This is a genomic window from Mesorhizobium sp. M0207, from assembly GCF_040321995.1.
Classification (GTDB): domain Bacteria; phylum Pseudomonadota; class Alphaproteobacteria; order Rhizobiales; family Rhizobiaceae; genus Mesorhizobium.
This window is the reverse complement of sequence record NZ_JAMYSQ010000017.1, coordinates 17,039-29,210: the sequence shown is the minus strand read 5'-3', so window position 1 is coordinate 29,210 and position 12,172 is coordinate 17,039. Positions and strand designations below refer to the sequence as shown.

The 12,172-nt window shown below is 64.2% G+C and carries 10 protein-coding genes; 8 read left to right on the top strand and 2 right to left on the bottom strand.

Annotated elements, in window-relative coordinates:
- The first annotated feature begins 140 nt into the window (after window positions 1-140).
- Genes NKJ15_RS21440 through NKJ15_RS21430 form a run of 3 tightly spaced genes read left to right on the top strand, consistent with a single transcriptional unit; the run spans window position 141 to window position 3,940 of the window.
- On the top strand, window positions 141-1,070 hold the full coding sequence (locus NKJ15_RS21440; protein WP_352452309.1) for a carbohydrate ABC transporter permease: 930 nt from the start codon (window positions 141-143) through the stop codon (window positions 1,068-1,070).
- Window positions 1,070-1,927, top strand: a complete 858-nt coding sequence (locus tag NKJ15_RS21435) for a carbohydrate ABC transporter permease (RefSeq protein WP_254817449.1) — start codon at window positions 1,070-1,072, stop codon at window positions 1,925-1,927. Before NKJ15_RS21440 ends, NKJ15_RS21435 begins: the two co-directional genes overlap by 1 nt.
- A 27-nt stretch (window positions 1,928-1,954) precedes the next feature.
- On the top strand, window positions 1,955-3,940 hold the full coding sequence (locus tag NKJ15_RS21430) for a glycoside hydrolase family 127 protein (protein WP_352817411.1): 1,986 nt from the start codon (window positions 1,955-1,957) through the stop codon (window positions 3,938-3,940).
- An 18-nt stretch (window positions 3,941-3,958) separates the two neighbouring features.
- Here NKJ15_RS21430 and NKJ15_RS21425 read toward each other — a convergent pair whose 3' ends face one another.
- Window positions 3,959-4,738, bottom strand: coding sequence for a response regulator (locus NKJ15_RS21425; RefSeq protein WP_352817408.1), 780 nt, complete (start codon window positions 4,736-4,738; stop codon window positions 3,959-3,961).
- A gap of 233 nt (window positions 4,739-4,971) precedes the next feature.
- Between NKJ15_RS21425 and NKJ15_RS21420 the strand changes: the two genes are divergently transcribed.
- The 5 genes from NKJ15_RS21420 (at window position 4,972) to NKJ15_RS21400 (ending at window position 11,215) form a co-directional block, all read left to right on the top strand.
- Window positions 4,972-5,886, top strand: a complete 915-nt coding sequence (locus NKJ15_RS21420) for a cytochrome-c peroxidase (RefSeq protein WP_352817405.1) — start codon at window positions 4,972-4,974, stop codon at window positions 5,884-5,886.
- Window positions 5,883-8,399 carry a two-component system VirA-like sensor kinase gene (locus NKJ15_RS21415; protein WP_352503608.1) on the top strand — a complete coding sequence of 839 codons (2,517 nt, stop codon included), beginning with the start codon at window positions 5,883-5,885 and terminating at the stop codon, window positions 8,397-8,399. The genes NKJ15_RS21420 and NKJ15_RS21415 overlap by 4 nt, the downstream gene beginning before the upstream one ends.
- Before the next feature lie 169 nt (window positions 8,400-8,568).
- Complete coding sequence (locus NKJ15_RS21410; protein ID WP_352770873.1) at window positions 8,569-9,618, top strand: methyltransferase; 1,050 nt, start codon at window positions 8,569-8,571, stop codon at window positions 9,616-9,618.
- Between the two features lie 14 nt (window positions 9,619-9,632).
- Complete coding sequence (locus tag NKJ15_RS21405; protein WP_352474406.1) at window positions 9,633-10,139, top strand: hypothetical protein; 507 nt, start codon at window positions 9,633-9,635, stop codon at window positions 10,137-10,139.
- Window positions 10,140-10,327: 188 nt separating this feature from the next.
- Entirely contained in the window at window positions 10,328-11,215 is an 888-nt protein-coding gene (locus tag NKJ15_RS21400) for a class I SAM-dependent methyltransferase (protein WP_352474404.1), read from the top strand.
- A 114-nt stretch (window positions 11,216-11,329) separates the two neighbouring features.
- Here the strand turns inward: NKJ15_RS21400 and NKJ15_RS21395 are convergent, their stop codons facing one another.
- Complete coding sequence (locus tag NKJ15_RS21395) at window positions 11,330-12,067, bottom strand: gamma-glutamylcyclotransferase (RefSeq protein ID WP_352817402.1); 738 nt, start codon at window positions 12,065-12,067, stop codon at window positions 11,330-11,332.
- Window positions 12,068-12,172 lie beyond the last annotated feature (105 nt).

Genomic DNA, 12,172 nt, shown 5'->3' with positions numbered 1-12,172 from the left:
GGGAGAAGGTGTCGCCGAAGGCGACGGATGGGGGGTGCTCCAGCTTGGCTCGGACGGCATTCCTTCCAACACCCCTCATCCGTCTCGGCGCTTCGCGCCGATCCACCTTCTCCCACAAGGGGAGAAGGAGAAGGCCAGCGATGACCACCATCACAGCAACCACCGCCGCGCCAGCGCGCGCATACAAACTCGTCGGCGCCGGCCGCCGGCAGTGGATCGGCTTGCTCTATGTCGCGCCCGCCGTTGCCCTGGTCGTCGTCTTCTTCATCGTGCCGCTTTGCATGACCGCCTGGATGTCGCTGCACAACTGGCCGCTGATGGGCGCGCATAGCTTTATCGGCCTCGACAATTACTGGGCGATCCTGCGCGACACCCGTTTCTGGAACGCGCTGAAGTTCACCGGCTACTACACGGTGGTGGTCACGATCGCGATCTTCGCCGTCGCCTTTCCGCTGGCGCTGTTCATCGAAAGGCCGCGGCAGCTGACCGGCTTCTACCGCACGTCCTTCTTCATGCCGGCGGTCATCGGCTTCGCCTCGGCGAGCCTTTTGTGGTCGTGGCTGCTCAATGTCGATTCCGGCCTGTTCAGCCCGGCCGCCTTCGAGCTTGGCCTGACCGAGAAGAAATTCAACCTGCTGGCGACCTTCCAGCCGGCCTTCTGGTCGATCATCGCCATGGTGGTGTGGAAGGTGGCGGGCTTCACCATGATCATCCTGATGACCGGCCTGCAATCGATCCCGCCGGATCTGCAGGAGGCGGCGATGATCGACGGGGCAGGGCCATTCGCGCGGTTCCGGGCGATCACCTTGCCGCTGATGCGCCGCACGCTGGCGCTGGCGCTGATCCTGTCGGTGGCCGGCTCGATCCTCGCCTTCGACCAGTTCTACATCATCCTGCGCGGCGGGCCGCGCAACCAGACGCTGACCGCCGTCTACTGGATCTTCAACCAGTCCTTCGTGTCGTTCAAGCTCGGCTATGGCGCAGCACTTTCGATGGTCCTGCTGGTCATCCTGGTGGCGCTCAGCCTTATCCAGCTGCGGCTGCTGCGCAATCCGGAAGGGGTCGACTGATGGCGCAGGCAAGGAGCCGCAAACGCCGCATTGGCATGCAGATCGCCGAGCACTCGACCGGCATCATCGCATCGATACTGTTCCTGGCGCCGATCGCCTGGACGGTGCTTTCGGCCTTCAAGCCGGCGCAGGAAGCGCGCCAACCGCCGCTGCCGCCGTGGCCGACCAGCGGCATCTCGCTCGAGAACTACGCGACGCTCAACACCTTTGGCGACGGCCTCTGGCTGCCGGCGCAAAACAGCATCTACGTCTCGGTCATGACGGTGGTGCTGTCGGTGATCGTCAGCGTGCTCGCCGGCTACGGTTTCTCGCGCTTCCGCTTTCCGCTGAAGAACCTGCTGTTCGTCGTCATCCTGTCGACGATCATGATCCCGTTCCAGTCGATCCTGACGCCGATCTTCCTGGTGCTGACAAAAATCGGCCTGCACAACACGCTGACCGGGCTGGTCTGCGTCTACGTCACGCTGCAGCTGCCGTTCTCGATCTTCATGATGCGCAACGCCTTCGACGCGGTGCCGCGCGAGATCGAGGAAGCGGCGCGCATGGACGGCGCCAACAACGTCACCATGCTCTTGAGGGTGATGCTGCCGCTGGTCTGGCCGGGCATCGTCACCATCGCGCTGTTCGCCTTCCTTGGCGCCTGGAACGAGTTTCTGGCGGCGCTGGTGCTGATGACAGACCAGTCGAAATTCACGCTGCCGATCATGATGACCGCGCTGCAGTCCGGCCGCTTCGGCGCCATCGACTGGGGCGCCGTGCAGGCCGGCGTCACCGTCATGATGGTGCCGTGCCTGGTGCTCTTCCTGCTGCTGCAGCGCTTCTACATCCGCGGCCTGATGGCAGGGGCCGTGAAGTGACCAACCGAACCGAACCGGAGTAAATTGATGACCGCATCGCAATCCGCCAGTCAGGGCGCCAAGCCGAAACTCGCCTTCCGCCCGCTGCCGGTGCCGCAGGTCGACGTGCGCGGCTTCTGGGGCGACCGCGTCGATGCCGTCGCCTCAAAAACCGCCGGCATCCTCTATGACCGCTGCGTCGAGGCGCGCATGCTCGAGCAGATCGACCCCGACCGGCCGTCGCCCGGCGTCGTCATTCCGTTCCACTCACCTTCACCGGACGAGGCGGCCACCGCCGGCAACGAGTTCACCGGATCGACGGTGACGACGCAGATGTTCTGGGACTCCGATTGGGGCAAGACCATCGAGACCGCCGCCTATTCGCTCTATCGCCGCCGCAACGACGAGCTCGAAAAGAAGATCGATGCCGTCATCGACATGTATGGCAAGCTGCAGCAGCCCGACGGCTATCTGTCGAGCTGGTACCAGCGGATCCAGCCGGGCTTGCGCTGGACCAATCTGCGCGACTGCCACGAGCTCTATTGCGCCGGCCACCTGATCGAAGGCGCGGTCGCCTATTACCAGGCCACGGGAAAACGCAAGCTGCTCGACATCATGTGCCGCTATGTCGATCACATTGCCGAGACGTTCGGTCCCGAGCCCGGCAAGAAGAAGGGCTATTGCGGCCATGAGGAGATCGAGCTGGCGCTGGTCAAGCTGGCACGGGTGACGGGCGAGCGCAAATACATGGAGCTTGCCAAATATTTCATCGATCAGCGCGGCCAGCAGCCGCATTATTTCGACGAGGAGGCGCGAGCACGCGGCGCCGACCCCAAGGCCTATCATTTCAAGACTTACGAATACAATCAGTCGCACAAACCGGTGCGCGAGCAGGACAAGGTCGTCGGCCATGCGGTGCGGGCGATGTATCTCTATTCGGGCATGGCCGACATCGCCACCGAATATGGCGACGACACGCTGCGGATGGCGCTCGACCGGCTGTGGGACGACCTCATGACCAAGAACCTCTACGTCACCGGCGGCCTCGGGCCGTCCTCGCACAATGAGGGTTTCACCGCCGATTACGACCTGCCCAACGACACCGCCTATGCCGAGACCTGTGCTTCGGTCGGCCTGGTGTTCTGGGCAAGCCGCATGCTCGGCATGGGTCCCAATGCGCGCTACGCCGACATCATGGAGCGGGCGCTATACAACGGCTCGATCTCCGGCCTGTCGCTCGACGGCTCGCTGTTCTTCTACGAGAATCCGCTCGAAAGCCGCGGCGCCCACCACCGCTGGAAATGGCACCGCTGCCCGTGCTGCCCGCCCAATGTCGGGCGCATGGTCGCCTCGATCGGCAGCTATTTCTACGGCCTGTCGGACGACGCACTCGCCGTCCATCTATATGGAAACGGCACGGCTCGTTTCGATATCGCCGGGACGCAGATAGAGCTCACCCAGACCAGCAATTATCCATGGGACGGCGCGGTCTCGATCTCCGTCGAACCGGAAGCTCCGACCGCGTTCACTTTGCACCTGCGCCTGCCGGCCTGGTGCCGCAAGGCAGCGCTCAAGGTCAACGGCGCCGATGTCGATCTGGCTGCCATCAGCAGCGACGGCTATGCCGCGATCCGCCGCGAATGGCGCAAGGGCGACCGCGTCGAGCTCGACCTCGAAATGGCCGTCGACCGCCTCTACGCCAATCCGCAGGTGCGGCAGGATATCGGCCGCGTCGCACTGGCGCGCGGCCCGCTGATCTATTGCGTCGAGGAGACCGACAATTCCAGCCAGCTGCACCGCATCGCTCTGCCGCGCACGGCCGACATCGAGGCGCATCAGCAGCCGAACCTTCTGGGCGGCGTTGTGACACTTTCGGCGATTGCCAAAAAGGAGGCTTTCGAAAACTGGGAAGAGGGGCTCTACCGCACCGAACCGCCGGCGGTCGAGGACGCGAAAATCACCGCCGTGCCGTACTTTGCCTGGGACAACCGCGACCCCGGCGAGATGCTGGTCTGGCTCAGAAGCGCGGAGTAGGCTGGGCGCGGCAGCGGCTCAAAGTACCTCGACCGCAGTCGCGAATATGTAGCCGGCGCCACGCTCCGTAACAATGAGCTTCGGCTCGCTCGGATTGACCTCGAGCTTGCGGCGCAGCCGCAATATCTGCACGTCGATGCTGCGGTCGAACACCTCTTCGTTGTGCACGCGGCTGGCAGCGAGAAGCTGCTCGCGGCTCAGGATCTGCTGCGGCGATTTCAGGAAGGCTGCCAGCAGGTTGAACTCGCCGGCGGTCAGCGGCGTCGCCTCGCCCGCCGCCGACCTTAGGCGCCGCATCCGCATGTCGAGCTCCCAGCCGGCAAAACGATAGCGTATGGGTTTCTTGCCGCGCGGCTGCGGCTGCGTCGACCGCGATCGCCGCAGCACGGCGCGAATGCGCGCCAGCAGCTCCCTGAGGCCGAAGGGCTTGGTGATGTAGTCGTCGGCGCCGAGTTCCAGGCCGACGACGCGATCCACCTCGTCGCACCTGTGGCCGGTGATGATGATGATGGGCGCTTCCGGCGGACTGCCGAGTTGCCGCATGACGTCGAACCCGTCCTCGTCGGCAAGCCTCATGTCGAGGATCATCAGGTCTACGGGCTTTTCGTTGAGGACGCGCGACATGGCCCGGCTGTCGGCGACCGCGCTAACCCTGAAGTTTTGGCTCTCCAGGTAATTGGTGAGCATATCGCGAATTTCGGGGTCGTCGTCGACGACAAGGATATGCTTCGGCGCCGCTGGCTGCTCGGTACTGCCTTTCGACTGCTGTTCGTGGCGAATGTTTTGTTCGGCTGACATCTCGCACCGTCCGCAAGCATGGAACTCATGACCGAGCCGTTGCTTTATTAAACGTCGATTTTCGGCGATTTATTGGTGAACGCCGATGATCTACGTGATCGCACACCCTGCCACAGGCTCGCTCGATGGCACATCGGCAGATTGGTAAGGTTCGGGCGGGGCTTTTTGTTCCGCTTTGCCTGGCAATGGCGGCACCTTTTGCGTTGGCCCAGAGCAATCAGCCGGGCCCGCCGATGGGCGAGCCGATTGCACCGATCACGGCCAGCGGCCCCTCCGACCGGGCGAAGATCGCGCTTGGCGAGAGCCTGTTCAACGATGCCCGCCTTTCGCATGGCGATGTCGTCGCTTGCAGTTCCTGTCACAGGCTCGATTTCAGCGGCGACGCCGGTCTGGCCCGTTCCGTGGCGGCGGATGGCAAGCCGCTCGATTTCAACACGCCGACCGTCTTCAACGCGGCGCTCGATTTTCGGCTGAACTGGCGCGGCAATTTCCGCACTTTCGAGGAGCAGAACGAGGCAGCCCTGCTCGATGACAGGCTGATGAATACGAGCTGGGAGGAATTGCTGACCAAGCTGCGCTCGAATGCCGAGTATTCGCAGCGGTTCGCGAGGGTCTACGGCGCCATTCCCGACCGGACAAGCGTGCTCGATGCGCTTGTTGTCTTTCAACGGTCGCTGATCACGCCCGATGCCCGTTTCGACCGCTATCTCAAGGGCGAACGCGACGCCATCACGACCGACGAAGAGCACGGCTATCAACTGTTCAAAGCGTATGGCTGCGTCGCCTGCCACCAGGGCGCCAACGTAGGCGGCAATCTGTTTCAGAAATTCGGCATCTTCCAGGATCCCTTCGCTCGCCAGAAGACCCTGACCAAGGCGGATCTCGGCCGCTTCGCCGTTACCGGCGCCGAGAGCGACCGCCATGTGTTCCGCGTTCCCAGCCTGCGCAACGTCGCGGTGACGGCGCCGTATTTTCACGATGGCCGCACCGCATCGCTCGCAGACGCGGTGAAGATCATGGCGCGCAACCAACTCGGCCGGGAGCTCGACCAGCGCGATGCCGATCTCATCGTCGAATTCCTCGGGACACTGACGGGCGAGTATCGCGGCCGGCCGTTGACCAGCGCAGCCGATCGTCTGCAGCAATGAAGTCGCTACGCATCCTGGCGCCGATCGTTGCCTGCCTGCTCATCGCCCTGACCTACCTCCTGGTGCAGGGCACGGCTCCCGATGCGGCGCGCCACGAGCGCACGCTCGATGCGCTCAGGACGGTCATCCTCTATAACGCCGCACTCCAACGCGATGTTTTAAGGGCACGCGCGGGACTGCTGCGCAGCTACGATCCGCTTGTGCGGTCGATCGAGACCCTGGATGAGGCGACGCAGACGCTGCCGGCTGCCCGCGACGCAGCAAGCGGCGAAACACGGGCGGACATCGACAAGCGGATCGCCGAAGTCATCGCCGCGATCCGCGACGAGGAAGCGCTCGTCGAGAGGTTCAAGTCCGATAACGCGCTGCTGCAGAACTCGTTGAACTTTTTCAACTATATGAGCGGTCGTCTCACGAGCGAGGGTGACGGCCTTCGAGCGGTCGAGATAGGAGCCCTGATGGTCGCAATGTCGCGGTTTATCAGCGATCCCCAGCCGGATGCGGCAAAAGCAGTAACCGCCGCACTCGACCGGCTGGCAAGGCCCTCCGTCGATGCCGTGCCTGCAAGCGATGTACTCTCGCTTGTCTCCCACGGCCGGCTTATCGTCACCAGGCTTCCGGCGGTCGACGATCTCGTCGCCCGCCTGCAGACCGCGCCGACGAGCGAGCGGGCTCGCGCGCTGCAGGACGTCTATCTCGGTGCGCATGGGCGGGCCGCGGCGCGGGCCGAACTGTTCCAGACGCTGCTTTATGTCGCCGCGTTGGGCCTCGTCGGCTATGTCGCCTACCTGTTCGCCCGCCTGCGCCGCAACGCGCGGATCCTGCGCGAGCGGCTGGAATTCGAGGGCCTGATCGCCTCGATCTCCACGCAGTTCATCAATCTGCCGCGTGACCGCATCCGCGCCGGCATCAGCAAGGGCCTCGCGCGCCTGGTCGAACACGCCGGGCTCGACGGCGCCCAGATTTTCGTCAGCCACATCGCCGATCCTTCCGGCGGCTACTTCTATCGCCGTCCGGGCGGGAGCAGGCCGGCCCGCCTGTCGAGGGACATGATCGAGCTGGCTTCACGCTGGGCGCTGGCCGACCACGAGCGGCTGGGCTGCATCGACGTTCCCCGCGTCGGCGAGCTTCCCGAGGGGCGGGAGAAGGCATCGCTGCAGGCACACCAGTTTCGATCGTGGCTGTGCATACCGATGTGGCATGCCGGCGAGCGGTTGGGTTTTCTGGCTCTCGATACCGTCACGCACGAAAAGCATTGGGCCGACGACGACATTGCACTGCTGCGCACCGCGGCCGAGATTTTCGCCAATGCCATCGTGCGCGAGCACAACGAACGCGAGCGTGAGGCACTGCAGGCGCGGCTCAATCAGTCGCAACGGCTGGAAGCGATCGGGACGCTCGCCGGCGGCATAGCGCACGAGTTCAACAACATCCTCGGTGCCGTCCTTGGTTACAGCGAGATGGCGCTGGCGGTGCTGCTGAAGGAGTCGCGCGCGCGGCGCTACGTCCAGCAGATCATGCAGGCCGGCAGGCGGGCGCAGGACGTCACCGAGCAGATCCTCGCCTTCGGCCGTCGTCACGAGCGGCAGCATCACGCGCTGCGGGCGGAAGCCGTGGTTGCCGAAGCGATCGACCTGCTGCGCGCCTCGTTCCCCGCCACGCTTTCAGTGCAGACGCGTCTTGCAGCCGCGGATGCGGCGATGATGGGCGATCCGACCGAGCTTCAGCAGGTGGTGATGAACCTCGGCACCAACGCGGCGCAGGCGATGAACAACCGCGGCGCATTGGAAATCGGTCTCGACACGACGGAATTCGTCGAGGCGCGGATGCTATCGCACGGCAACCTGCCTGCCGGGCGCTACCTCCGCCTTGCCGTCAGGGACACCGGCAGCGGCATGGATCAGGCGACGCTCGAGCGTATCTTCGAGCCGTTCTTCACGACCAAGCCGGCAGGGCAAGGCACCGGGCTCGGCCTGTCGACGGTGCACGGCATCGTCATAGCGCACAGAGGCGCGGTCGACGTGAACAGCAAGCCCGGCGAAGGCACGACCTTCGAGATCTATTTTCCGCGGATCGAGGCCGCCGAAGCAACCCAGAACGAGGACGAGAGCGACGCCGCCGAGGTGCCGGTCAAGCATGGCAACGGCGAGACGATCCTCGTCGTCGACGACGACACGCCGCTGATGCAACTTGCGGAGGAAATGCTCGCCGCGCTCGGCTACGAGCCGGTCGGGTTCGACCGCAGCCCCGCGGCTCTCAGCGCATTTCGCACCGATCCGGAACGCTTCGACCTGGTGCTGACGGACGAGGTCATGCCCGACATCACAGGGATCGAATTCTCCGGCCGGTTGCACAAGATCCGGCCCGACCTTCCGGTCGTGCTGATGACCGGTTACGGCCGTCAGCTGCGGTCGCGCCAACTGACGGCGGCCGGCATAAGCGAAGTCATCAAGAAGCCGCTGCTGTCGGCCGCCGTCGCACAATGTCTTGCCCGCCATCTGCATTCAGGCTGATCACGGCCGGCCGGATTTCTTCGTTACAACCGTAACCAAAATCCCACCTGGCTGAAATCGACCCGTAGCCGGGCCAGTCGATGGTCCTCCCGCGCCCAGACCATGATCCCGAAAAACCGGGAACCGGCTTTTTGGAAAGGTCATGGTCTCTTGAGGAAGGAGAAATCTTATGGACGCAACCATCACCGAGGTAACGAAACAGGCGAATGACGTCGCAGAACTGTCGCCCGAAAGCCTTATGCAACTCGGCCTCGGCTTCTGGGCATCGAAGACGTTGCTGAGCGCCGTCGAACTTGACCTTTTCACGGAGTTGGCGGCCGGACCCCTCGAAGGGGAAACGCTGAGAAACCGGCTCGGGCTGCATGAGCGGGGAGCGCAGGATTTCTTCGACGCACTGGTTGCGCTGCGCATGCTTGAGCGCGAGGGCAACGTCTACTGCAACACGCCCGTGACTGACCGCTACCTTGACCGCAACAAGTCGACCTATGTTGGCGGGATGCTCGCCAGGGCCGGTCAGCTGCTTTACGCGAACTGGGGCTCGCTCACCGACGCGCTCAGGACGGGCAAACCGCAAAACGGCACCCAGGACGGCGAAGATCTGTTCGACATGCTGTTTTCGGACCCGGACAAGGTAAAGATGTTCGCGCAGGCGATGACCGGCGGCAGCCTTCAGGTGGCGGAGGCGCTCGCCCGGCATTTTCCCTGGGCGGACTATTGTACCTTCATCGATATCGGCACAGCCGAAGGCAGGCTTCCGGTCGAGGTCGGCCGCGCCCATCCGCATCTCACCGGCGGCGGTTTCGACCTGCCGCCGATGCGGCCGGTGTTCGAGGCCTATGTGGAGCGGCACGCACTTGCAGACCGGCTTCGGTTTTATCCCGGCGACTTCCTTGCCGAGCCGCTGCCTTCCGCCGACGTGCTGGTGATGGGTCATATCCTGCACGACTGGAACCTGGAGGTGAAGCGCGCGCTGCTGGCAAAGGCGCATTCCGCGCTGCCGAAGCAAGGCGTGCTCATCGTCTACGACCAGATCATCGATGACGAGCGACGGGACAACGCTGCGGGTCTGCTGATGAGCCTCAACATGCTGGTCAACACCAATGGCGGGTTCGACTACACGCGCGCCGACGGCATGGGCTGGATGCGGGAGGCGGGCTTTGCGGAGGTCCGCTGCGAGCATCTCGCCGGGCCTCACTCGATGATCGTCGGCATCAAATAGCAGCGGAGAAGCTGATGACACGAAGAGCTCTCATCGCAATTGCCGCCCTTGGCCTGGCCGCAGCATTCACCGCCGCAACGCTCAACCAGGGTGAGGTCGGCGCGGCGTCCGCGACCGCTTCGATCGAGCACGGTCGATACCTGGTGAAAATCGGCGGCTGCAACGACTGCCACACGCCAGGGTACCTGGAGAAGGCCGGCAACGTTCCGCAGGATCGATGGCTGATCGGCGATTCGCTCGGCTTCAACGGGCCGTGGGGTACGACTTACCCGACCAATCTTCGCCAATTTTTGCGGACCATGGATGAGGACGACTGGGTACAGTTCGCGCGCACGATCGAGACGCGCCCGCCCATGCCATGGTTCAACCTGCGTGCCATGAGCGAGCCCGACCTGCGCGCCATCCACCGATATGTGCTTTCGCTCCCGGCAGACGATACGCCGGTTCCGGACTATGTGCCGCCCGGTCGTCCGCCGAAGACGCCGCATATCGTGTTCGTTCCGCGGGCGCCGAAATCATAGTGGCGTCCGAACGCCGGGCGCAGGGTGGTTCTCCGCTTGCGCGGTACCCCAGGCACGGCGCCTGTTTCAGTCGTAACGCAATTCCCGATTCCGGAAATCACGTTGTAGCACCGATCTCCGATGGTGACGGTCGGGCCCCGGGCGGTCATCAGGCTGCCCAGCGGTCACAAATCCCGGATAAATCGATCATGGAGTCAAACATGTACAATCTGCTTGCCGAACATGCGCCGAAGACCGGCCGTGATCAGAGCCCCATGGATCCGCGTCCCTATGCGTTGGGTTACACGCAAAGCGAATTCAAGCGCCTGGAGCTGCAGGGAGCGCTCATTCACGACCTTACCGAGCATGTCCTGCGCAGTGCGGGCATAGGACCCGGCATGCGCGTGCTCGACATTGGCTGCGGCGTAGGCGATGTCTCCTTGCTGGCCGGAAGGCTGGTCGGACCGGCGGGAAGCGTGCTTGGTGTCGATCGCTCGGCAGAGGCTGTGGACATTGCCGAGCGGCGCGCCACTGAATCCGGCCAGTGTTACTGGACACGTTTCACGACGGCCGAGCTTGATACATTCTCGCCCGACGGGAGCTTCGATGCGGTGATCGGCAGGCTTGTCCTGATGTATCTGCCCGACCCGGCCGCAACCCTGCGCAGGCTTGCCGGTTTCCTGCGGCCTGGCGGCATCGTCGCCGTCCAGGAAATGGCGATGCCGCTCACCCGCAGTTTTCCAGAGGCGCCGCTGTTCGGCAAATGCCGCGGCTGGATCATCGACACGATCGAGCGCGCGGGTTTCGAGGTCGACATGGGTGGCAGGCTGCCCATGGTGTTCGCCGGCGCAGGGCTGCCGGCGCCGCGGATGAACTCCGCCGGCCTCGCCGGCAGCGGACCCGACTCGCCGATCTACGACTATATTGCCGGCACGTTGCGCAGCCTGTTGCCGATGGCCGAGGCAGTCGGTACCGCAACCGCCGCCGAGGTGGAAGTCGATACCCTCGCCGAGCGGCTGCGCAACGAGGCTGTCGAGCAGCAGACGTGCATCATGCTGCCGCCCTTTGTCGGCGCATGGGCGAACACACTGGCATAGAACCGAAGGGAGGACACACGATGCTCGATACTGCCATCGGCGAGCGCGCGGGACATCTCGTCGACCTGCACAACATCGATTTCGCCTGGGAGCCCGACGAGATGCTGGTCTGACTCAGGGACGAATGAAGCCCGACCGCGCCCGACCGATCTCCTCGGCCACAAGTTGCTGCAACTGCCAGAGATTGCGGTCGCGGATGCCGCAGGCGTCGAGATGGCGGATGGTCTCGAACAGATATTCGGCGCCCGAACCCCAATGGCCGACGGCCGTGGCCAGGGTCGCCGCTATCGCTCGCTTTTCGAGCTTGCCAGCGTAGCGTGGATTGGCGGGATCGACAACGAAACCAAGCGCTTGGCCCGTGCCGCCGCCTGTCCTGACCTGCAGCCAGCGCGGCACGTTGACGGCCGGCAGGATGGTCATCTCGCGGCGCAGCAGCGTTTCGAGATTGGCCGCCACGGGCTCGGCGACCTCGAACACCATGCCCTGACACTGGCCGCCGCGGTCGAGCGCCATCATCAGGCCGGGCTGCTCGACGGTGCCCCTGAAGCGCTGCACTGTAAAACAGAACGAACGGTGCCAGCCCGTCGCCACGGCCCGTTCGCCACCCCTGACCTCGCCGGCCGGCTTCCACAGCAGCGAGCCATAGGCGAACAGCTTCACCGGCCCGCCCGGCGCGCCGGCCAGCACCTCGTCGCGAATGCGCACGTAATCGGCATCGGTCATGTAGACCATGCCCGGCGTCGGCCCGGCATCCTCGACCGCACGCAAGGTGCGGGCGACCAGCGCCTCGGTCAGCGCCATCGGTGTCTTGCGCGGCGAACGCCGTGATGCGGCGGAAATGACCTTGCTCATCCTCATGCTCTCAGCCTCGCCGCCATGTTGCCGAAGGCTGAAGGATTCTCAAGGGCCGAGTAAACCAGCGCGGTATCGGGATTCGAACTATCGTGTCCAACAGCC